A 20,480-nucleotide genomic window follows, 5' to 3' on the forward strand; every position below is an offset into this window, starting at 1 on the left:
GCAGAAAGCGCATTTTGCTCTGAAAATTGCGACATGGCAAGTGTGATTGTTCAACAATTGTGGATTCATCAGTTCGGTTTATAGGCATTGATTTGATTCATGGCTTGTTGTACTTCGCCATTGACCAGTAACTTGATACGACCTAATGCATGTGCAAGTGCATCATCCATAAGGGTTTGCTCGCTACTCGGTGCTTTGCTCAGTACATGACCAGACACGCGTTCTTTTGAACCCGGATGCCCAATACCAATGCGTAAACGATGGAAGTTTGGACCTGTGTGCGGCACGATGTCACGTAAACCATTATGTCCACCATGACCACCACCCGTTTTTAGGCGAATGATCCCTGGGCTCATATCCAGTTCATCATGAGCAATCAGCATTGCCTCAGGTGCAATTTGATAGAATTTGGCGAAGGGAACAACACTTTGACCAGAACGGTTCATAAAGGTTGTGGGTAATAACAGACGAACGTCTTGACCTTCGATATTACCACGTCCGCTGATCCCATGAAATTTAGGATCGACTTTTAACGTAATGCCATATTGATCTGCAAGCTGTTCTACAAACCAGAAGCCTGCATTATGGCGGGTTTGGGCATACTCTTTACCAGGGTTGCCCAAACCAACAATCAGTGAAATATTAGCCACTAATTACACCATAAACACTTATGCGCGTTTGAAGTCAGCGTGCATAGGTGTGTTTTTAGCAGGGTGACGTTGTAACGCTTGAATTTTCACGTTTTCAACTTTGTCACCGACTTTGATTTCTACAACTTCTTCAAAGAAAGCATTGCTTTCTAAAACTTTTACAAGCTCACGAAGTTCTAAAGTAACAGCTACTGGTTCAGCGTCGCCACCATAAATGATAGCTGGAACTAATGCAGCGTGACGAAGGCGGCGGCTCGCACCTTTCCCTTGGTTAGCTGCTTCTCGCGCTTGAGCGTTTAATACGAAGTTTGCCATGATAGACATCCTTATTTTGAGTTTAAATAAACTAGATCTGCGACCAATCTAGTGATAGAAAACCCTGCCAATGTGGCAGGGCTTTGAAAATTCAGCGCTCTATTATAGATAAGAATCGAACATTGCGCTAATAGATTCTTCGTTGTTAATGCGACGAATTGTTTCTGCAACCATGCTTGCTACAGATACTTGGCGAATTTTACCAAGTGCTTGTGCTTCTTCTGAAAGAGGAATGGTGTCGGTAACAACCAGTTCATCAATCACAGAATTTTTCAGGTTTTCAATCGCTTTGCCTGAAAGTACAGGGTGGGTCGCATAAGCAACTACGCGGCGAGCACCAAAAGTTTTGAGCGCATCGGCAGCTTTGCATAATGTACCTGCAGTATCTACCATGTCATCTACAATGACACAGTCACGATCTTTTACATCACCAATCAAATGCATCACTTGTGATTCATTCGCTTTTTGACGACGTTTATCGATAATTGCAAGATCGATATCACCCATTTGTTTTGCAACAGCGCGTGCACGAACCACACCACCAACGTCTGGTGAAACTACCATGAGGTTGTCGTGTGACTGTTGACGCAGGTCAGCCAATAGCGCAGGCGTACCATAAATGTTGTCTACAGGGATGTCGAAGAAACCTTGAATTTGGTCTGCGTGCAAGTCAATCATCACCACACGGTCAATACCTACAGTGGTGAGCATATCTGCAACCACTTTAGCGGTAATTGGAACACGCGTAGAACGAGGACGACGGTCTTGGCGGGCATAACCGAAGTAAGGAATCACGGCGGTAATACGACCTGCACTTGCACGACGCAACGCGTCAGCCATCACCAAGATTTCCATGAGGTTGTCATTGGTTGGCGCACAAGTAGGTTGTACGATAAATACGTCTTTACCACGGACATTCTCGGTAATCTCTACAGCAATCTCACCATCAGAGAAGGTAGAAACTGATGCAGCACCTAAAGGAATGTGCAAGTGGCTTACGACTTTTTGAGCGAATTGTGGATGCGCGGTTCCACTAAAAACGACAAGATTGGGCATGAAGCACCCTTGGCGGTTGGTGTATGTAGGAATAGATGGCAGGGGTAGCTGGATTCGAACCAACGGATGCCGATATCAAAAACCGGTGCCTTACCACTTGGCGATACCCCTAATGCGGCAGAACTTTAATATTTTTACGGCACTCTGTCAAGGTGAGTTAACAGGATAGCGGTAATAAAGGGTGTTCTGTCTAATGCGAGAAAATGGCAGGGGTAGCTGGATTCGAACCAACGGATGCCGATATCAAAAACCGGTGCCTTACCACTTGGCGATACCCCTAGATTTGATCACTGTAAGATGGCAGGGGTAGCTGGATTCGAACCAACGGATGCCGATATCAAAAACCGGTGCCTTACCACTTGGCGATACCCCTAATACAGTAATCTACAGGTGAATGAGATGGCAGGGGTAGCTGGATTCGAACCAACGGATGCCGATATCAAAAACCGGTGCCTTACCACTTGGCGATACCCCTATTGTACTGTGAAATGTCGTAATGGAGATTCATTTAAGCTATACACTCAGTACGCAGTACATGGTGAGTTCGCCAAAATGTAGTCTACATTCATTTCTGTAGTCACTTCAGTAAAGACACAAGCACCTGTACCTGTAAGCTTTGCTTGACCAAACTGGTCTAAATAACGCATTGCTTCATCTACTTCAGGATATAAATTTCGCGCCACAGGCTCAAAATTATTTCCAAAGTCAGATGGCTTTATCTGATAGCCGCAGAATTTAGTGGGCTTCGTGTTTCTTGTCAATGTTTTTTGTGAAAAAAGTAGTTGAGTGCTGATAAAACAGTCAGGTTTTAACACAATATATTGTTTTGGGGCTAAGTCTATGAATGTTAACTGTTCACCAATGCCTTCTGCCCATGCATTAAGCCCATGTACAAAAATGGGAACATCTGCACCTAGTTGCAAACCCAATTCCGCCAATTGGTCAATTTCTAAGCCACATTGCCAAAGTTGATTGACCACAATTAAAGTGGTTGCGGCATTGGATGAACCGCCGCCAAGCCCTGCACCCATAGGGATGTGCTTCTCAATTGCTATATTTAAACCTGTGGTTTGTTTCGCGTAAGGCATTAAAATTTGCGTGGCTTTGTAAATCAGATTTTGTTCTAAATCGACGCTGTTTAAACCCTGAATGTGAATGTCAGTTGTGTCATTGATTTCAAATTCTAGCCAGTCATATAAATCAATCAGTTGAAAAATACTTTGCAATTCATGGTAGCCGTCTTCACGACGACCCGTAATGTGCAAAAACAGATTTAATTTGGCAGGTGAGGGTACACGAATCATGACTAAACTTGGCAAGTGATTAACGATTTTGGATGAGCATTGTAATACGGTTTTCTTGCCCTGATTCAAGTCCCTGTTTCAAAATCAGGCGGTTTGGCAAACTGGCACTGTCGTTATAGCTCAAATCGACTGTCCAACCATCTTCAATAAATTGAGTTGGGCGCTGTTGACTGTCTTTTTGAATTTGGGCATCTACCGTTGCAGGTCGGGCTTGTACCCAATCGACCAAGTGGGTGATAGGCGCTTGCCAGCCCGTGGCTTGTTCTAACAGTTCTTCAGGACTTTCTGCATAAATTAACCCTGTTTTGGCACTATTGAGGGTGACTTGTCCAGGTTTTCCGCTAATTTGTGTTTTACCCACACCCAAAATGCCGCTCAGTTCAATGTCAAACTGCTGTTGCTGCTGTACCCAAGTAAAAAAGGCACTGCCAGACTGTTGCGGAGTGCGCACGCCAATTTTGCCTTGCAAGTTAAATTGATTTTCAGCTTCAACTTGCTGTGAAACATGGGCGGGAGATTGCACAAAAGGCTGACAACCTGTAATGAGCAGACTGCTACTGACAAACAGGGTAAGACCTAATTTTGAAAATAAACGCATAAAATCATTTAACTCTTTTTAACTGGCTGCGGTAACAATAGCGAATTTAATTGTTGCAATTGCGGATCATTCGGATGATTTTGTTGTAATTGTTGTAACACTTGGCTGAATTTTTGAATATTACCTTGCATATACAGTGATTTTGCATAACGTGCACCAATCGCGGCACTATGACTCAGTAAATAGGCTTTTTCCAACGCTTGAGCCGAAGCGGTATAGTCATTTTGTAAATAGCTGACATAACCTAAGGTATCTAAAATAGAGGCCTGTTCAGGAGCAAACTCAAGTGCTTGCTCAACATAGCGACGCGCTTCGTCTAAACGGCGATTTTGAAGCGCAAGGGTATAGGCGTACGCATTTAAATAGGTTGGGCTGTTCGGCTCAATTTCCAGTAACTTGGTGAGCAGTTGATCCAGTTTGTCTTTTTCCTGATGTGCATCGAGTAGTAAGACTTCTGAATAGATCAGATCAGGATCATCGGGTAGGTTTTTGATGGCTTCATCCAGCAAACGCAGAGCCGCTTTTTTATTGTCCATACGTTTTAAAATATCGGCCTGTGCCTGATATAAAAAACTGGCATGCTGTGGATAATTGACCCGTTCCTGCGTTAAAAAGCGCAGTGCATCGTTTAGTTTATCTTGCTGGGCAAAAATACTGATCATGTTGCGACGTGAAACGGTATAGAGGCTACCATCGACCAAACGATAATAGGCTTTGGCTGTTTCAAAATGCTGTTTACGTTCGGCATTGACCGCCAAATAGAAATAGGCTTCGTTTTGATATTGTGCCGAATAGCGCAGCTCTACCAAATACTTTTCAGCTTTTTCGTATTGTTGTAAGTCAATACTGGTCAAACCTGCAATAAATAAGGCTTCATCTTCCGTAGGCCATTTTTTTAAAATGGCTTCCAGCTTTGTTAGCGCCAAAGTTGCTTCATTTTTTTTGACCAGATATTTGGCTTCGGCTAAACGGACTTCAAAATTATTTTTGTGTTTACGGCTAGATTTGGCATACCAAGCTGCTGTTTCTTCTTCATTGCCGAGCGCGCTCAATAAATTGGCTTTCATTAAAATATAGCCAGTGACTTTCGGGCGTTTACGCAACGCTTGGTTAATGGTATCGAGGGCAGCTTGATATTGTCCATTTTGCGCTTTTAAACCTGCAATTAATACCAAAATCGATGGATTGAATTTGGCTTTGCTGGTGCGCAGAGCTTGAATCAAAAACTCACGGTCTTCCACAGATTCAGGAGAAATGCCTGCCAAAATTTGTTCTAAGTCAGCCGTTGCATCAATATTTAGAATTTTGTCTAAGGTTTCTGCGGCTAAGTCGTACTCATGTGCTTTTAGCGCAATGTGCGCCAAATAAAACAGCGCAGGCACATCGGATGGTTCTTGTACTACCCAATGTGTTGCAATGTCTAGTGCGGCGCTTAGGTCGTTTTGTTCAATCGCAACATTTAGGGCGCGTTGCTTAATAGAGGTCGAGTTATTCTTAATTGCCAAGACAGTATAGTTGTGTAATGCCGTTGGAATATCACCATAAGCCAAGGCAAACTCTGCGACCATGGTTTGTTTTACCGCATTATAATTTGAATTTGCATGATAAATTTCTTCAGATGCTCTAAGATGAGCAACTGAAGCCATGCTACCGACCAGTAAGAATGTGGTAGAATATTGCTTAATTGTAGCGCCGTATGGTCGGCTATTTGTTTGACGCAATTTTTTCTTGATCCAAGTAATGCTTTTTATGACACCGTTATTGCACAATAGCATAAATTTAGCGAAATGATGATCTGATATGTCTTTCTTTGCATTGGGTGTCAACCATCAAACCGCCTCTGTAGAGTTGCGTGAGCAAATTGCATTTAACCCAGAAAAATTAAGTGCCTTACTTGCTGAGCAAAGCCAACATCCCGAACTGAATGATTTGGTGGTGGTGTCTACCTGCAACCGTACCGAAGTCTACGCCATGTCTGAACATCCAGAACAGGTGTTGGATTGGCTTGCACAAGTGAATGGTATCGATGCGAAGCAATTGAGTCGTCATGTTTATCGTTATGAGAATGCACAGGCGGTGTCGCATTTAATGCGTGTAGCCAGTGGGCTAGATTCTCTCATGTTGGGTGAGCCGCAAATTTTAGGTCAGGTCAAAACTGCCCTGTCTTTAGCTAAAGACGCGCATACGGTTTCGCAACAACTCAACCGAATTTTTGAATATGCTTTTTATGCTGCCAAACGGGTACGTTCAGAAACTGCCGTAGGTAGCCATGCTGTGTCGATGGGTTATGCGGTTGCGCAACTGGCGTTACAAGTTTTTAGTCACCCTGCAAAACTGACGGTGATGGTGGTGGCTGCAGGCGAAATGAATAGCCTTGTGGCAAAGCATTTAGCAGAAATGGGCGTCGCTAAAATATTAATTTGTAACCGTACCCGTGCCCGTGCCGAAACATTGGCGCAGGAAATTGCGCATCAGGTAGAAGTTGAAATTATTGAGTTTGATCAGTTAGCGGCTAATTTACATCGTGCCGATGTGATTTCAAGTTGTTCGGGAAGCTTGCATCAGGTGATTGCTTATCATGAGGTGAAAGCAGCTTTAAAGAAACGTCGCTATCAGCAAATGTTGTTAGTCGATTTGGCCGTACCACGTGATATAGATCCTAAAATAGAAAACTTGGATGGCGTGTATTTGTACGGGGTCGATGACTTGCAAAGCGTGATCGATGAAAACTTGGCACAGCGTCGTCAAGCTGCTGTGGAAGCAGAGCTAATGGTTAATCAGCTTGTGACTGAGTTGGTAACCCATCAAAAAGTTCAGCAAGCGGGTGCGACCATTCATGCTTACCGTGAACATGGCGAAAGCTTACGTCAGGAAGAATTAAACTTGGCGATGGCGCGTATTGCCAAAGGTGAAGATGCTGCACGGGTTATGCAAGAATTTTCTTATCGTTTAACTCAAAAATTACTCCATCCAACTTCTATTTTATTACGTGAAGCAGCCAAAGGCGATGAGCCTGAATGTTTTGAGTTTATGCAGGAAAATTTGGCAGCGACTGCCAAACATCGTCGCAAATAAGCAAGATTAACGTGATTCACAAAAAAGATTTTTGATGATACAAACTTAATCTAATCAGATCGCTTATTCCTCTAGCAAAGTTAGCGATCTTTTTTTATCAATTTCATAAATTTGATGTTTCAAACGCTTCATTTCTTCAATGCTGCTGAATTTTTTAGAGCGAATTTTTTGCTGTAAACAGTCGTATTGCAATTTAGTTGAAAAATCTTGAGCCAATTTATCAACATGCTCGGGAGAGGTTGTGTAATCACTGACATTGGCTTGTTGTAAAATACGCTGTAATTCATAGTGATACGCCGAACATGCACCCAAAATATAATATTTGGCTTGTTCAGGATCATCGGGTAGATCATCAAAAATAGTATTTAAAATATTTAAGATTTGATGCAGCAGGTGATCACTTGGAATCAGTGCACGTAACGGTTCAAAGTGAATATACAAATACGGATGATTGATTAGAATCGCAATCACATATTCTTCAGCATCAACTTTGGTGCTAAAACTCAAAGATGCATCGTTATTGGTCTGTGCCTGCCATTTACGGTTAAAGCCTAACTTTTCACGAAAAAACTGTTGCAGCAAATAACGATAAGAACCCGTTTTGGGCAAAAGTTCGGTCAATTGCCGGAGTTCGCCCATGACCTGACTTTTGCCTTCAGGGGTACTGATATTATGGCCTTGGGTGAGATGTGCAAAAACAAAATCTGACAGTAAAGGCGCCTGATCTAATAAACGTCGGAAATTTTCGATGCCCTCACGACGAATAAGTGAGTCAGGGTCGTGTTCATTGGGCAAAACAAAGAATTTCAGTTCACGTCCATCATTTAACAAAGGTAGTGCAATCTCCAATGTGCGACGTGCGGCTTTTTGACCTGCGGCATCTCCATCAAAAGCGATGGTAATGCGGTTATTTTGACGGAACAGAATATTTAAATGATCGGTATTGCTTGCTGTACCCAAAGTTGCTACAGCACCATAAATGCCGTATTGCTGCAAGGCAATCACATCCATATAGCCTTCAACCATTAAATAGTCTTGGGCTTTTTGCTTACGTCCTTCATATAAACCATAGAGCAATTGGTTTTTATGAAACACCTCCGAGTCGGGCGAGTTGATGTATTTGGGTTTGATTTCATCATTGAGTGCACGGCCACCAAAGCCAACCACACGACCTTTGCTGTCACGGATTGGGAAAATCACCCGATCACGCAGTAAATCGAAGTCACGTCCCTTGTCACTGGTACGAATCAAGCCCAGGAGTTTTAAACCTGCAATATCTTGCGGAAAGGCTTTTTCTAAATGCTGCCAATCTTCAGGTGCATAACCCAAACGCCAAAACTGCAAGGTTTGTGCGGTTAAACCACGTTTTTGAAAATACTGTTGTGCGGCAGGGCTGTGCGGCAATTGCTGCTCATAATATTGCGCTACATTTTCTAGCAAGTCGTATAAGTTGCCTTCCTGTGCAGGTGTTTCCTGCATGCTGTCCCATTGTTCAAAACCCGCAAACGGGTCGGCACTGTTTTGAAATTCCGAGTTCTGAAATTCCGAGTTTGCGTATTCAGCACTTTGAAATTCGGCAAAAGGATCAAAGTCGATGCCAGAAGCTTCAAAAGTATGTTCGCTTGATGTGGTTTGAGCCGCAGCAGTTTCGTGCTGATCTTTTACAGGCGCTTTTGGCTTTGCAATTGTTGCTGGCTTTTTGGCTTCGCGTTTATAAGAAAGTTTTTTATTGTCGTGCTGATCTTTCGGGAGTTCGATGCCTGTTTGACTGGCCAAGTCTTTCATGACATCTATAAAATTACGGTTATCAATATCCATTAAAAAACGGATGGCGTTACCATTGGCCTGACAACCAAAGCAATGATAATACTGCTTGTCACGGTAAACGTGAAAAGACGGGGTTTTTTCCTGATGGAACGGGCAGCAGCCCGAATAGGTACGACCAGTTTTTTTTAATTTCACGCGCTGACCAATCAGATCGACAATATCAGTGCGATCTAGAATTTGATCAATTGTGTGCTGTGGAATGGCCATACGTTTCGGTCTTTTATCTCTTAATTGGTTTGAAAGCAGTTTTTGCCGAACAGGTCGGAAACTGAAGTCAGTGCTGGCAGAATTATTCTCTTTTGTAGCTGTTTCTGCTGTTTGAAACAAGCCCCAGTAAAACAAAAGGCAAGTATCATAACTTGCCTTTGGTATTTTTCAAGATTGTCAAATCAGCTTGTGCTTATTTTATTCAGCACTGTCGTTTTCAGATTTTGGACGATCTAGCAAACCAAAACTCAAACGGTTGGTGAGGCTGCGTGACGGTGCTGCTTGTATATTGGCTTCAGACTGCTGTGCTTCGGTGCTGCTTTGCGCTTCACGTCCGAAAATACCCAAAGTTGCACGATTAAGCCAGCTGGCATCATGGCGGGCAGCACGTAAATTCACGCTACCATCTGCTTTAACTAAGTTGGGATAGTTTAGTTTCAATACATCAATATATTGTTGAGCCGTAGCTTGATCGCCCAATTTACCATAACCGTAAGCCACCGTTGCCAATGCTTCAGGAATTTGCGGTGTTTGCGGATAGTGTTCAATTACCCACAATGAGCGCTCAACTGCAGCCACCCATGCTTTACGTTTAATGTTATAACGTGCTGCATTCATTTCGGCTTCAGCCAGTTCCTGACCAATAAACTGCATACGCTGTGCCGCATCTACTGCATAAGTGCTTGATGGATAGCGACGGATAAAATCGACAAAGTTTTGATACGCCAGTTTTAAATAACTAACATCGCGGTGCGATTGCTTGAGCGAGGTATAACGCAACAAGCCATCATAGTTTTGTTCCATATTCGCCACGCCGCGTACATAGTAGGCATAATCGGCTTTAGGATGCTGCGGGTTCATGCGAATAAAACGATCTGCAACAGCTATTGCGCCCTCATAATCTTTTTGCTGGAATTTTGCATACAACAATTCAAGCTGTGCCTGCTGCGCATAATCACCCGTTGGGTAATAGGTTTCTAAAGCTTCGAGATGCTTAACGGCATCGGTGTATTGACCACGATCCAGTGCTTTTTCTGCTTTTTCAATATAAACCTGTTCGCTAGATTGCGGACCAGTATCGACCACTTCTTTTTTTGGATTGCTGCTACAGCCCACTATTGCAGACGCAACGCCGAGTGAAAAAGCAAGCATTGTTATTTTATAACGTGGTAGCGACATAAAAATTCCTCTGTTAATACGGGCAATGAGCTACAATTGCGCTATTAAACCACTTTTGTCTGAATGAGCAAATGAGTCAAGCACAATCTACCCATTCCAATTTACCTGAAACTGAGTTCAATTTACTTGAAGATGCTGAGGATGCAGATAACCATACTTCAGGCTCAACTGCAACACGTTTATCGTTGCAATTTCAATTGGATGACAGCCATTTAGGACTACGCATCGACCAAGTTGCAGCCATCATTTGGAGTGAATTTTCACGTGAAAAGCTAAAACAGTGGCTCAAAGACGGTCATTTGTTGGTAAATGGTAACACGGTCAAACCCAAATATAAGTGTGAAGGTGATGAGCTTCTCACTCTAGAAGTCGAGCTAGAAGCGCAAACCCGTAGCCTGCCTGAAGATATTCCATTGGATATTATTTATGAAGATGATGACATCATTGTGATTAATAAACCTGTGGGTATGGTGGTGCATCCGGGGGCAGGCAATAGCTCTGGAACGTTGGTAAATGCTTTGCTGCAGCATTATCCAAAATCGGCTGAGTTGACTCGTGCAGGTTTGGTGCATCGTATTGATAAAGACACTTCAGGCTTGTTGGTCGTAGCGAAGAACTTAGAATCACAGTTTGCTTTAACCAAACAACTGGCGAAGAAATCAGTTTATCGTTTATACGACTTGGTGGTGTACGGCAACATGATTGCGGGCGGTACAGTTGATGAGCCGATTAAACGCCATCCTGTAGATCGAATTAAAATGGCGGTCTTACCAGGCGGTAAAGATGCCGTCACACATTACAATGTTAAAGAACGCTTTCAGCACTTCACTCGTGTCCAGGCACGTTTGGAAACAGGGCGAACTCATCAAATTCGTGTGCATCTAAGTTATATTGGTTATGGTTTGGTCGGCGATCCTGTTTATACGCCACGTGTACGTGTCCCTGCAGGTGCATCTGCATTATTAAACGATACCCTGCGTAAATTTAAACGTCAGGCCTTACATGCCGTCAAACTCGGTTTGGTGCATCCGAGAACTCAAGAAGAAATGATGTTTGAAGCGCCGTGGCCTGAAGACTTTAAACAATTGGTAGACGTATTACGCAGTGAAAATGCAGCGTACTGATGCCATTCAACATCTGTCAGCTCAGATGGGGCTTTATATGCAGTTAAAAGGATAGAGGCATGCAATTTGTTCAAGGACTCCCTGCAGGGGTATATGTCGGGCAAACCCGCATACAACATGCGCAGGCACTGGAAACAAGTTCTACAGAACTGTCTGGTTTTAATCTGGCACTGCATGTGCAGGACGATGCGTGGCGTGTGCAGCAGCATCGCATGAGTTTGCTGGCAGAATTTGCTGAATATGGGGTCGATAAACTGACGTGGATGACGCAAACACATAGTGTGTTGTGTCAGACCATTAATGAGCAAATCACTTGTGAAGCCTTAGAAGGTGATGGTTTGGTCACTCAGCGTAAAGCGCATGCTTTAATGATGATGACTGCAGACTGTTTACCAGTGGTTTTGGGTAATGCATTAGGCACTGAAGTTGCGAACTTGCATGCGGGCTGGCGTGGTTTAGCCAACGGTATTATTGAAAACACCATTGCCGAAATGCAAAGTTCTCCAACATGGGCGTGGTTGGGTGCAGCGATTAGTCAGCCGTGTTTTGAGGTTGGCGCAGAAGTGAAACAGGCGTTTTGCGATAAATATCCTGAATTGGAAACGGCCTTTATAGATGGGCAACAATCTGGTAAATACTTCGCCGACTTGTATGCTATTGCCCGCTATATTTTGCAGCAGCATGGCGTTACAACGGTGTTGGGCGGTGATCAGTGCTCGTATTCGCAAGCCGATCAGTACTATTCGTACCGCCGTCAGCCACGTACAGGACGTATGGCAACATTCGTGTTTATGCAGGCTTAGTGTTAAACTTGACTTAATTATTTGGTTTTAAACATTCTCATGTTAGTGACTCATTCAACATCTTCTTGTGCTGCTATTCGTGTGGCAGTGGTTTATCACAGTCCTTATGGTCATACTGCAAAGGTGGCACAGCATATTGCACAAGGTGCTGCGCAAATGGATGCTCAGGTGACTTTGATGGATGTGGGTGAAATTGAATGGGACAGTCTAGACCAAGCCGATATTATCATAATGGGCTGTCCAACTTATATGGGCAGCATTACTTCGGCTTTAAAACAGTTTATGGAGCAATCGTCTAAGCGTTGGTTGGCTAGAACTTGGCAGGGCAAACTGGCGGCAGGTTTTACCAATGGCGGGGGGTTAAGCGGCGATAAACTGGCAGTGCTGCAACAAATTAACTTATTTGCGATGCAGCATGGCATGTTGTGGTCAGGTTTACCGTTTATGCCTACAGGGCGTAGTCCACATGATATTAACCGCATGTCGAGCTTTTTAGGTTTAATGACGCAGTCTGACAATGCCAGTGTTGAAGTTACGCCACCCGAAGGTGATTTGGAAACTGCAGTCAAATTTGGTAAATACTTGGTGGAATTAAAACTTAAAGCCTAAGAATTTTTACTTTTACAACCTCCATAAAAAATGCTCGATGTTGATCTCGAGCATTTTTTATGAGCGGAATGTGCAGAATTATTTGTGCATCAAACGTGCTTTATCACGCTGCCAATCACGGTCTTTTTCAGAAGCGCGTTTATCGTGCAATTGTTTACCTTTTACCAAAGCAATTTCAAGCTTCGCTAAAGGACCTTTCCAATAACAAGCTAAAGGTACACAAGAATAACCTTTTTGATTGACTGCACCCATCAACTTTTCAATTTCACGTCGTGACAGTAAAAGTTTGCGGGTGCGGGTTGCTTCAGGCACTACATGCGTTGAAGCCGACAAAAGGGGTTGTATTTGTGCGCCAAATAAAAAAGCTTCATTATCACGAAACAGGATATAACTTTCAGTAATAGTCATACGTCCTGCGCGCAAAGATTTGACTTCCCAACCTTGCAAAGAAAGTCCTGCTTCAAATTTTTCTTCAATAAAATAATCGTGGCGTGCACGTTTATTCTGTGCAATTGTTCCGCCCGTATTTTTTTTAACTACAGTTAGCTTCGCCATAATCAATTACTTCCAAACTTATGACTATTGTGCCTCAAACCAAGGCTTGCTGACAAATCAAAATCATCACAACTGCTGGCGAAACTGCTTTGATATTTCATAATTTGGTAGACTTTGTTCACTAAAATTTTTTGAATTTGTTAAACTAACTTTGACAAAACCAACTAGAGCATAATGGATGTCTAAATCTCGCGTAATTTATCCGGGCACCTTTGACCCAATTACTAATGGTCATATTGACTTGGTGACACGTGCCGCAAAAATGTTTGAAGAGGTTGTGGTCGCAATTGCTATAGGACATCATAAAAATCCAATTTTTACTCTGGAAGAGCGTGTAGAATTGGCACAGGCATCTTTAAAGCATTTGCCTAATGTTGAATTTGTAGGCTTTGATGGTTTGTTGGTTAATTTTTTTCGTGAGCAAAATGCGACTGCAGTTTTGCGTGGTTTGCGCGCTGTTTCAGATTTTGAGTATGAATTTCAGTTGGCAAATATGAACCGTCAGTTAGATGCGAAATATGAAGCTGTATTTTTAACCCCGTCAGAGCAATATTCGTTTATTTCATCTACATTAGTTCGTGAAATTGCACGCTTAAAAGGTGATGTGACTAAATTTGTTGCACCTGTTGTGGTCGAAGCCTTTGAGCGTAAATTACGACAAGGTTGGTAGCGTGTCTTTATATATTACCGATGAATGCATTAACTGCGATGTCTGTGAACCTGTGTGCCCGAATGAGGCCATTTATATGGGTGAGCTGATTTATGAGATTAATCCAGCATTATGTACTGAATGTGTAGGACATCACGAGCAGCCGCAGTGCCAGTTATTCTGCCCGGTGGACTGTATTCCGCTCGATCCAGACCATGTCGAAACACAGGAGCAATTGCTAGAAAAATATCAAAAACTGATTGATCAAAAAAGCGCGAGCAATTAACTTATAATTTTGTTAATATGCGCCCTCGAAGTGAACCAGACGATCGCTGCTGTGGAGGTCTCCGTGACTGAAGCAGGGGAGGAAAGTCCGGGCTTCAAAGGGCAGGGTGCCAGGTAACGCCTGGGCGGCGTGAGTCGACGGAAAGTGCAGCAGAGAGTAGACCGCCTTCATATGGTTTCTTTTTCGGAAGAAATTGAAGGTAAGGGTGAAAGGGTGCGGTAAGAGCGCACCGCATGGCTGGTAACAGTTCATGGCATGGTAAACCCCACCAGAAGCAAGACCAAATAGGAATCCTGAGGTACGGCCCGTACTGGATTCGGGTAGGTCGCTTGAGCGTATGAGTGATTGTACGCCTAGAGGAATGATCGTTCTCGACAGAACCCGGCTTATCGGTTCACTTCACCAAATTTTAGGCAATTGATGCGTGATAAGGCTTGACGTTGCCTAGATTACAGCAGATAATTCCCGCACAGTTTTTGGCTATGTAGCTCAGTTGGTTAGAGCATCGCACTCATAATGCGGGGGTCACAGGTTCAAGTCCCGTCATAGCCACCATTTTCAGACCACGTTCACTAACGTGGTCTTTTTTTGTTTAAAATTTGTCTGTGCAATCTATTTGAGCTGTATCCAGTTGAATCTGCATTTGTAGGTTTTGAATCTGTTGCCAATTGGCTTGTTGATCAGAGTGAGCAAAAATTTTGGCATCGACCTGATTTAATTTTTTTAGCGAAATGTGTTGTGATGCACAATAACGCCCTACAGCACGCTCATAAGCCAGTTGTTGCTGCGCTGCAGCATTGAGTTGATGTGCCGTTAAAATCTTTTGCTGCCCTTTGGCATAAGCAACCAAGACACGTCGGTCTGCGATGCTATAACTCATTTTAGAATTAATAAATTGCGCAACATCACGCCGTACACCGTTGTAATCTACAAAAATAGGTGAAACCAAAGCGCAGGAACTTAAGCCAACAACAAGGCTACTCAGTATTATAGACTTCAAGATCATGGTTGAATTTATTCTCTTTTTTCTGTGTGACTTAATATAAATTTTGCTGAAAATATTTAACAATTTCCATAAGAAAATACTAATTTGATTAAAATTAAACAAATTGCACTGTTTTTGCTTAAACTGTGAGCGTTTGTAAATTAAAATGCTTGACGATGCAGAGCTAAGTTTAGATAATGCGCACACAGTTTACGGCTATGTAGCTCAGTTGGTTAGAGCACCGCACTCATAATGCGGGGGTCACAGGTTCAAGTCCCGTCATAGCCACCATTTTAATAGACCAAGCTCTCAGCTTGGTCTTTTTTTATGTCAAAATTTTAGGCTACTTTTTGCAGCATTGGTTTAATGGCAGGTACAAAAAAACCAAGCCATAGCTTGGTTTTTTGGTATCTTTGTTTAAGCTATGCTTTAGCTTTAAATTCCTGCTTTCCAACCATTGACTAGCGGATAGCGACGTTCACGACCAAAAGCGCGTGAGCTTATACGTGGACCTAATGCACCTTGACGACGTTTGTATTCATTCCGATCAACCAATTGAATGACTTTCTCAACCATTGCACGTTCAAAGCCTTTGCTAATAATGTCTTCTTGGCTTTGATCTTCTTCAATATACGCATACAAAATTGCATCGAGCACTTCGTATGGTGGTAGAGAATCTTGGTCTTTTTGGTCAGGACGCAATTCGGCTGAAGGTGGACGAGTAATGACACGTTCAGGAATTACAGGAGTATCGGCAATGCTGTTACGGTATTTTGCTAGTTCAAACACAATGGTTTTGTACACATCTTTCAATACAGCAAAACCACCGACCATATCGCCATAAAGCGTGCAGTAACCAACTGCTAGCTCAGATTTGTTGCCTGTAGAAAGTACGAGGTTGCCAAACTTATTCGATAGTCCCATTAAAATCGTACCACGGGCACGGGCTTGTAGATTTTCTTCTGTAGTGTCGCTTGGGCTGTTGCCAAAGAAAGGATAAAGCGTTTGCATAAAGCTATTGACGATAGGGTGAATTTCGGCAATACCAAAAGTCACGCCTAAGGTTTTGGCTTGCTCTGCAGCATCTTCAACGCTAATTTGCGCGGTATAGGTGTACGGCATCATCACTGCTTGTACTTTGTCTGCACCAATTGCATCAACCGCTATAGCAAGGGTGAGCGCTGAATCAATTCCGCCTGACAAGCCTAGAATCACACCTGGAAAGCCAGAGCGTTGCACATAGTCTCGGGTTGCGAGTACCAAACCTTGATAGATTTCTGCAAGGGTGTCTAAAGCGGGGCTAATTTCGGCAGTTTTAAAGTGCTTCTGCGCAGCGTCATATTCAGCGTAGAACAAACCTTCTTGGTAGGTTGGGGCTTGTAGCGCAACATTGCCTGCTTGGTTAATCACAAAGCTCGTACCATCGAAGATTAAATCATCTTGACCGCCAACTTGGTTGACATACACCACATTGAGATGTAATTGCTTTGCCAGTTTGGTCATGGTCTGTATACGATGCTGCGGTTTACCCACTTCATACGGCGAAGCGTTTAAGACCAGTGCAGTTTCAACATTCAACTGCGCTAATTGTTGTACCGTTGGCAAAGACCATAAATCTTCACAAATCAAAACGCCAAACTTATGACCAAGATATTCAAATACCAAATGTTGATGACCTTCGTCAAAATAGCGTTTTTCATCGAACACAGCGTAATTTGGTAAATTTTGTTTATTGTAAATGCCTAAGATGTTGCCATCTTTCATGACGGCTGCTGAGTTAAAGCGCTGACCATCTTCAGTTTCGTTCACAAAGCCGAAAACTAAAACAATATCTTTAATTTCGCGTAATTGTTCAAATGCTTGTTGTGTGCGTTGATTCAAGCTTGGGCGCAGTAATAAATCTTCTGCAGGGTAGCCCAAAGTTGAAAGTTCAGGAAAAATAATCAAATCTGCATGTTGTTTTTTCGCTTCATTTGCTTGTTCAAGCATTTTTTGCGCGTTTGCTTCGAGATTGCCAATGTGTGGAGAGAACTGTGCAAGGGCAATTTTAAAAGATTTCATTTAAATTAAGTCCTATTCCTATAGGTGTAAAATACACGTAAGTGGCTGATGATTATTGTTATAAAAATTTCAGCGCAGTGTATTGTGGATTAAACGACTGCCGAAAGGCACAAATAAAAACCATTTATTATCTAACAGATAAAGATCTTATTTTGCAGTGCAAAAATGGAGACTTTTGCTATTTTATCTTAATTTAGAATAGATGCTAGCATCGAATACACTTTATTGTCTTGTCTGCAAGAATATCATGGAAATGTGTCAGCATTTTTATGCTATTTGTTTGAAAAGCATTATATTTTTAGGTTGTATGATGCATGTGTTTTTCGTGAAATAAGCATGTACCAAGATGAGTGAGCTAAGTCGAGCGGTGCGGGCTGTTTAAAATGATATTGTCTATTTTTTTAAGGAAAATATCTTTGGCAATCTCACCTTGTTGCTCAATGTTGTACGCAGAAAAAGGTTTTGCTGCAATTAAACGATAATGATAGGGATTGTAGCGCTTAAAACTCAAAAAATACGCCGTTTGTAATATCGCACCACGCAGTAAGACGTTAATGTGATGTTGATGCTGTAAAATATGCGTCATCTCATGAATAAAGATCGCCTGATAGCCACGGTGTGCTTGGCTGTAGTCGGCTAGATAATGCCGATTTCGCACATGAATGTAGCCACATGGCGCCATAAAAATATGCTGTGGCTGCCAAGGCAAATAAGGATGGTTCATGACTTTGACTTGGTTGTAGTCAATCAGATTGCCAAATACAGACTGGCACAACTGTATTTCCATTGCAGTTAAGCTACGACATCTAAACTGATCGAGTTTGAGCAGTCGCATAAATAAGCTGAGAATGAATAAATGCAGTTGTAGCATGGTAATGAGTCGTAAGTGGCTGACATCAAAAATATAGCCTAAATTCGCAATGATCCAAATTTTATTTTACGTTTTGGTTGTGGTTTAGGACAAACAAAACAGAAATGAGTTTGGTGAGCTAAACAAAAGCAATAAAAAACCACCCGAAGGTGGTTTTTTGAGTCGTACTCGTTTTACACGCTACAACGCGAACCGAATTAACGGTTAATGTCGCGTTGAGTGTAACCTGTGTAAAGCTGACGAGGACGACCGATCTTGTAAGGGCCGCTGTGCATTTCTAACCAGTGGCTGATCCAACCAACTGTACGTGCAAGCGCGAAGATCACAGTAAACATTTCTGTTGGGATACCAATCGCTTTAAGGATGATACCTGAGTAGAAGTCTACGTTAGGGTATAAGTTACGTTTAATGAAGTATTCGTCAGATAACGCGATACGTTCAAGTTCCATAGCAAGAGCAAGCTGTGGATCGTTGATACCTAAGTCGTTAAGTACTTCGTCGCAAGTTTGCTTCATTACTGTTGCACGTGGATCGAAGTTTTTGTACACACGGTGACCGAAGCCCATGAGTTTAACTTCTTTGGTTTTCACTTTTTCCATGAAGCCAGCAACGTTTTCTACAGTGCCGATTTCATCCAGCATCTTAAGAACAGCTTCGTTCGCACCACCGTGAGCAGGACCCCAAAGTGCAGAGATACCAGCAGCGATACATGCATATGGGTTAGCGCCAGTAGAGCCAGCTAAACGTACTGTAGACGTAGAAGCATTTTGTTCGTGGTCAGCGTGAAGCGTGAAAATACGATCCATAGCGCGTGCATGAACAGGGTTAACTTTGTAGTCACGGTCTGCTGGAGTTGCAAACATCATGTACAGGAAGTTTTCAGCGTAGCTTAAATCGTTACGTGGGTAAACAAATGGTTGACCAACAGTGTACTTGTAGCTCCAAGCCGCTAAAGTAGGAATCTTCGCGATTAAACGAATCGCTGTGATTTCACGATGGTTAACATCTTCGATATCTAAGTTGTTGTGATAGAACGCAGATAACGCACCAACGACACCCACCATGATTGCCATAGGGTGAGCATCACGACGGAAACCGTTATAGAAGCGTTTTACTTGGTCATGAACCATAGTGTGGTTGCGAACTTTAGCATCAAAATCAGCTTTTTGTTCTGCAGTTGGAAGCTCGCCATTTAATAATAAGTAGCAAGTTTCTAAGTAGTCAGCTTTAGTCGCTAATTGGTCAATTGGGTAACCACGGTGTAAAAGAATACCTTTGTTACCATCAATGAACGTAATTTTAGACTCGCAAGACGCTGTTGCCATAAAACCAGGATCAAAAGTAAAGTGACCTGCCGCCAACACATCCTTAACGTCAATTACATCTGGGCCTAATGTGCCGCTGTAAATTGGTAATTCAATTTCTTTTCCATCAAGCTGTAATACGGCTTTTTTGCCAGTTGCTTCAGACATTCAATAGATCTCCTGTCCTGGTGAATGTTGATCTGACTCGAAGTATCAATCTTTTAATGCGCAAGTCAGACGGATTAAAAATTAGCTCTAAGATTAGAGAGTACTGAAATTTTGTCAATTATACTTATGGATTAAGCAGACGACTGTTTGCAGAGACAGTCGAAAAAATTCCAGTAAAAAAATCAATAAAATCACAGCACAGCCGCCGTATCATAAGTCAAAATTTGTCAGATGTGCATAAAAAAATCAACAATAAGGATTTATTGTAAGCAATTTTAAATAATGGTTTTGCTGTGGTGATTCTGCGGTGGGTTGCAGCCCAAAACTTAAAATTATCTAATTCTCATAACTTACACGTTTTTAAATACACTGTAGGGTGGTCAGATTGTTTGTAATAGGCAGTGAGTCTGGTATTTAAACTCGATATTGATTGATCAAAAAATGACTGATTGAACTCCTGAAAATAGCCATAACCCATCATATTTTGAATGGGAAATGATGAAATCTTTGTGAATAAAGCGCGGTTATTTATCCATACAGATACAAAAAATACTGGATAAGTCATTCATTCGCATGATGATTGTTATTTTAAATATTTATTTATCTAAAGTGTTTCAAGTAAATATAAATTGAATAAATAGATTGATGTCTGTGTCGTCATCAACGTTTGATTTACGATCAGGCGCAGCATAATCAAACAAAGTGATGGAGCTGTCTGGGCTTAAGTGTCTCACACTCTAGTTTTAAATTACGGCAAGAAGTGGAGTACACACATATATAGTGCTGCTACTTATATATAAGTATGTGAAAACCCGAAGAACATCTGAAAAACAAAGTACAAATTTATCTTTAGT

Annotated in this window: 19 protein-coding genes, 6 tRNA genes and 1 other RNA gene; 9 read left to right on the forward strand and 17 right to left on the reverse strand. The window is 42.3% G+C overall.

Features of this window, described 5'->3' with window-relative positions; genetic code table 11:
• Positions 1 to 68: 68 nt before the first annotated feature.
• The 10 genes from pth to LZP46_RS03795 all read right to left on the reverse strand — a co-directional run bounded on the left by pth (position 69) and on the right by LZP46_RS03795 (position 5,644).
• A complete protein-coding gene (pth, locus tag LZP46_RS03750; protein ID WP_236094710.1) occupies positions 69 to 650 on the reverse strand; it encodes an aminoacyl-tRNA hydrolase in 582 nt (193 codons plus the stop codon).
• A gap of 18 nt (positions 651 to 668) precedes the next feature.
• The gene (rplY, locus tag LZP46_RS03755; RefSeq protein ID WP_236094711.1) at positions 669 to 965 is read right to left on the reverse strand and encodes a 50S ribosomal protein L25; all 297 of its coding nucleotides are present in this window, start codon (positions 963 to 965) and stop codon (positions 669 to 671) included.
• A 102-nt stretch (positions 966 to 1,067) separates the two neighbouring features.
• Positions 1,068 to 2,021: a ribose-phosphate pyrophosphokinase gene (locus tag LZP46_RS03760; RefSeq protein ID WP_004972226.1), complete on the reverse strand. Its 954-nt coding sequence runs from the start codon at positions 2,019 to 2,021 to the stop codon at positions 1,068 to 1,070.
• A gap of 36 nt (positions 2,022 to 2,057) precedes the next feature.
• Positions 2,058 to 2,132 (reverse strand) — tRNA-Gln (locus tag LZP46_RS03765).
• Between the two features lie 93 nt (positions 2,133 to 2,225).
• Positions 2,226 to 2,300 (reverse strand) — tRNA-Gln (locus LZP46_RS03770).
• 19 nt (positions 2,301 to 2,319) lie between these two features.
• A tRNA-Gln gene (locus LZP46_RS03775) sits at positions 2,320 to 2,394 on the reverse strand.
• A gap of 27 nt (positions 2,395 to 2,421) precedes the next feature.
• Positions 2,422 to 2,496: transfer RNA gene (locus LZP46_RS03780), tRNA-Gln, on the reverse strand.
• A gap of 46 nt (positions 2,497 to 2,542) precedes the next feature.
• A complete protein-coding gene (gene ispE / locus LZP46_RS03785) occupies positions 2,543 to 3,325 on the reverse strand; it encodes a 4-(cytidine 5'-diphospho)-2-C-methyl-D-erythritol kinase (RefSeq protein WP_236094712.1) in 783 nt (260 codons plus the stop codon).
• 19 nt (positions 3,326 to 3,344) lie between these two features.
• Entirely contained in the window at positions 3,345 to 3,923 is a 579-nt protein-coding gene (lolB, locus tag LZP46_RS03790) for a lipoprotein insertase outer membrane protein LolB (RefSeq protein WP_236094713.1), read from the reverse strand.
• An 8-nt stretch (positions 3,924 to 3,931) separates the two neighbouring features.
• A complete protein-coding gene (locus LZP46_RS03795) occupies positions 3,932 to 5,644 on the reverse strand; it encodes a tetratricopeptide repeat protein (protein ID WP_236094714.1) in 1,713 nt (570 codons plus the stop codon).
• 79 nt (positions 5,645 to 5,723) lie between these two features.
• Here LZP46_RS03795 and hemA point away from each other — a divergent pair, with 79 nt between their 5' ends.
• Positions 5,724 to 6,998, forward strand: coding sequence for a glutamyl-tRNA reductase (gene hemA, locus LZP46_RS03800; protein WP_236094715.1), 1,275 nt, complete (start codon positions 5,724 to 5,726; stop codon positions 6,996 to 6,998).
• A gap of 63 nt (positions 6,999 to 7,061) precedes the next feature.
• Here the strand turns inward: hemA and LZP46_RS03805 are convergent, their stop codons facing one another.
• Together LZP46_RS03805 and LZP46_RS03810 are read right to left on the reverse strand one after the other, a co-directional pair.
• Positions 7,062 to 9,032, reverse strand: coding sequence for a DNA primase (locus tag LZP46_RS03805; RefSeq protein ID WP_236094716.1), 1,971 nt, complete (start codon positions 9,030 to 9,032; stop codon positions 7,062 to 7,064).
• Between the two features lie 198 nt (positions 9,033 to 9,230).
• On the reverse strand, positions 9,231 to 10,211 hold the full coding sequence (locus LZP46_RS03810) for an outer membrane protein assembly factor BamD (RefSeq protein ID WP_236094717.1): 981 nt from the start codon (positions 10,209 to 10,211) through the stop codon (positions 9,231 to 9,233).
• Positions 10,212 to 10,282: 71 nt separating this feature from the next.
• On the opposite strand from LZP46_RS03810, the gene rluD reads away from it, so the two are divergent.
• Genes rluD through LZP46_RS03825 form a run of 3 tightly spaced genes read left to right on the forward strand, consistent with a single transcriptional unit; the run spans position 10,283 to position 12,747 of the window.
• Positions 10,283 to 11,335: a 23S rRNA pseudouridine(1911/1915/1917) synthase RluD gene (gene rluD / locus LZP46_RS03815; RefSeq protein WP_236094718.1), complete on the forward strand. Its 1,053-nt coding sequence runs from the start codon at positions 10,283 to 10,285 to the stop codon at positions 11,333 to 11,335.
• 59 nt (positions 11,336 to 11,394) lie between these two features.
• Positions 11,395 to 12,138: a peptidoglycan editing factor PgeF gene (pgeF, locus tag LZP46_RS03820; RefSeq protein WP_236094719.1), complete on the forward strand. Its 744-nt coding sequence runs from the start codon at positions 11,395 to 11,397 to the stop codon at positions 12,136 to 12,138.
• 39 nt (positions 12,139 to 12,177) lie between these two features.
• Complete coding sequence (locus tag LZP46_RS03825; protein ID WP_019836793.1) at positions 12,178 to 12,747, forward strand: flavodoxin family protein; 570 nt, start codon at positions 12,178 to 12,180, stop codon at positions 12,745 to 12,747.
• A gap of 78 nt (positions 12,748 to 12,825) precedes the next feature.
• On the opposite strand, the gene smpB is transcribed toward LZP46_RS03825, so the two are convergent.
• Positions 12,826 to 13,302, reverse strand: a complete 477-nt coding sequence (gene smpB, locus LZP46_RS03830) for an SsrA-binding protein SmpB (RefSeq protein WP_004972209.1) — start codon at positions 13,300 to 13,302, stop codon at positions 12,826 to 12,828.
• Between the two features lie 178 nt (positions 13,303 to 13,480).
• Here smpB and coaD point away from each other — a divergent pair, with 178 nt between their 5' ends.
• From coaD to LZP46_RS03850, 4 genes are all read left to right on the forward strand, one after another.
• The gene (coaD, locus tag LZP46_RS03835; protein WP_236094720.1) at positions 13,481 to 13,972 is read left to right on the forward strand and encodes a pantetheine-phosphate adenylyltransferase; all 492 of its coding nucleotides are present in this window, start codon (positions 13,481 to 13,483) and stop codon (positions 13,970 to 13,972) included.
• A 1-nt stretch (position 13,973) separates the two neighbouring features.
• The gene (locus LZP46_RS03840; protein ID WP_236094721.1) at positions 13,974 to 14,237 is read left to right on the forward strand and encodes a YfhL family 4Fe-4S dicluster ferredoxin; all 264 of its coding nucleotides are present in this window, start codon (positions 13,974 to 13,976) and stop codon (positions 14,235 to 14,237) included.
• 27 nt (positions 14,238 to 14,264) lie between these two features.
• An RNA gene (rnpB, locus tag LZP46_RS03845) (RNase P RNA component class A) lies at positions 14,265 to 14,642 on the forward strand.
• A 73-nt stretch (positions 14,643 to 14,715) separates the two neighbouring features.
• Positions 14,716 to 14,792 (forward strand) — tRNA-Met (locus tag LZP46_RS03850).
• Positions 14,793 to 14,829: 37 nt separating this feature from the next.
• Here the strand turns inward: LZP46_RS03850 and LZP46_RS03855 are convergent.
• Complete coding sequence (locus LZP46_RS03855; protein WP_096901016.1) at positions 14,830 to 15,243, reverse strand: hypothetical protein; 414 nt, start codon at positions 15,241 to 15,243, stop codon at positions 14,830 to 14,832.
• A gap of 193 nt (positions 15,244 to 15,436) precedes the next feature.
• On the opposite strand from LZP46_RS03855, the gene LZP46_RS03860 reads away from it, so the two are divergent.
• Positions 15,437 to 15,513: transfer RNA gene (locus LZP46_RS03860), tRNA-Met, on the forward strand.
• Positions 15,514 to 15,657: 144 nt separating this feature from the next.
• Here LZP46_RS03860 and LZP46_RS03865 read toward each other — a convergent pair.
• The 3 genes from LZP46_RS03865 to gltA form a co-directional block, all read right to left on the reverse strand.
• Complete coding sequence (locus LZP46_RS03865; protein WP_236094722.1) at positions 15,658 to 17,283, reverse strand: NAD+ synthase; 1,626 nt, start codon at positions 17,281 to 17,283, stop codon at positions 15,658 to 15,660.
• A gap of 355 nt (positions 17,284 to 17,638) precedes the next feature.
• Positions 17,639 to 18,154 (reverse strand): hypothetical protein, encoded by a 516-nt coding sequence (locus LZP46_RS03870; RefSeq protein WP_236094724.1) that lies wholly within the window; start codon positions 18,152 to 18,154, stop codon positions 17,639 to 17,641.
• Positions 18,155 to 18,351: 197 nt separating this feature from the next.
• On the reverse strand, positions 18,352 to 19,626 hold the full coding sequence (gene gltA, locus LZP46_RS03875; RefSeq protein ID WP_236094726.1) for a citrate synthase: 1,275 nt from the start codon (positions 19,624 to 19,626) through the stop codon (positions 18,352 to 18,354).
• Between the last annotated feature and the right edge of the window lie 854 nt (positions 19,627 to 20,480).

This window comes from Acinetobacter sp. SCLZS86 (genome assembly GCF_021560715.1).
GTDB classification, from domain to species: domain Bacteria; phylum Pseudomonadota; class Gammaproteobacteria; order Pseudomonadales; family Moraxellaceae; genus Acinetobacter; species Acinetobacter towneri_A.

Coding starts and splice junctions, on each gene's coding strand:
- rplY (WP_236094711.1), bottom strand. CDS start 965: ATGGCAAACTTCGTATTAAACGCTCAAGCGCGAGAAGCAGCTAACCAA.
- LZP46_RS03760 (WP_004972226.1), bottom strand. CDS start 2,021: ATGCCCAATCTTGTCGTTTTTAGTGGAACCGCGCATCCACAATTCGCT.
- ispE (WP_236094712.1), bottom strand. CDS start 3,325: ATGATTCGTGTACCCTCACCTGCCAAATTAAATCTGTTTTTGCACATT.
- lolB (WP_236094713.1), bottom strand. CDS start 3,923: ATGCGTTTATTTTCAAAATTAGGTCTTACCCTGTTTGTCAGTAGCAGT.
- hemA (WP_236094715.1), top strand. CDS start 5,724: ATGTCTTTCTTTGCATTGGGTGTCAACCATCAAACCGCCTCTGTAGAG.
- LZP46_RS03805 (WP_236094716.1), bottom strand. CDS start 9,032: ATGGCCATTCCACAGCACACAATTGATCAAATTCTAGATCGCACTGAT.
- LZP46_RS03810 (WP_236094717.1), bottom strand. CDS start 10,211: ATGTCGCTACCACGTTATAAAATAACAATGCTTGCTTTTTCACTCGGC.
- rluD (WP_236094718.1), top strand. CDS start 10,283: ATGAGTCAAGCACAATCTACCCATTCCAATTTACCTGAAACTGAGTTC.
- pgeF (WP_236094719.1), top strand. CDS start 11,395: ATGCAATTTGTTCAAGGACTCCCTGCAGGGGTATATGTCGGGCAAACC.
- LZP46_RS03825 (WP_019836793.1), top strand. CDS start 12,178: ATGTTAGTGACTCATTCAACATCTTCTTGTGCTGCTATTCGTGTGGCA.
- smpB (WP_004972209.1), bottom strand. CDS start 13,302: ATGGCGAAGCTAACTGTAGTTAAAAAAAATACGGGCGGAACAATTGCA.
- coaD (WP_236094720.1), top strand. CDS start 13,481: ATGTCTAAATCTCGCGTAATTTATCCGGGCACCTTTGACCCAATTACT.
- LZP46_RS03855 (WP_096901016.1), bottom strand. CDS start 15,243: ATGATCTTGAAGTCTATAATACTGAGTAGCCTTGTTGTTGGCTTAAGT.
- LZP46_RS03865 (WP_236094722.1), bottom strand. CDS start 17,283: ATGAAATCTTTTAAAATTGCCCTTGCACAGTTCTCTCCACACATTGGC.
- LZP46_RS03870 (WP_236094724.1), bottom strand. CDS start 18,154: ATGCTACAACTGCATTTATTCATTCTCAGCTTATTTATGCGACTGCTC.
- gltA (WP_236094726.1), bottom strand. CDS start 19,626: ATGTCTGAAGCAACTGGCAAAAAAGCCGTATTACAGCTTGATGGAAAA.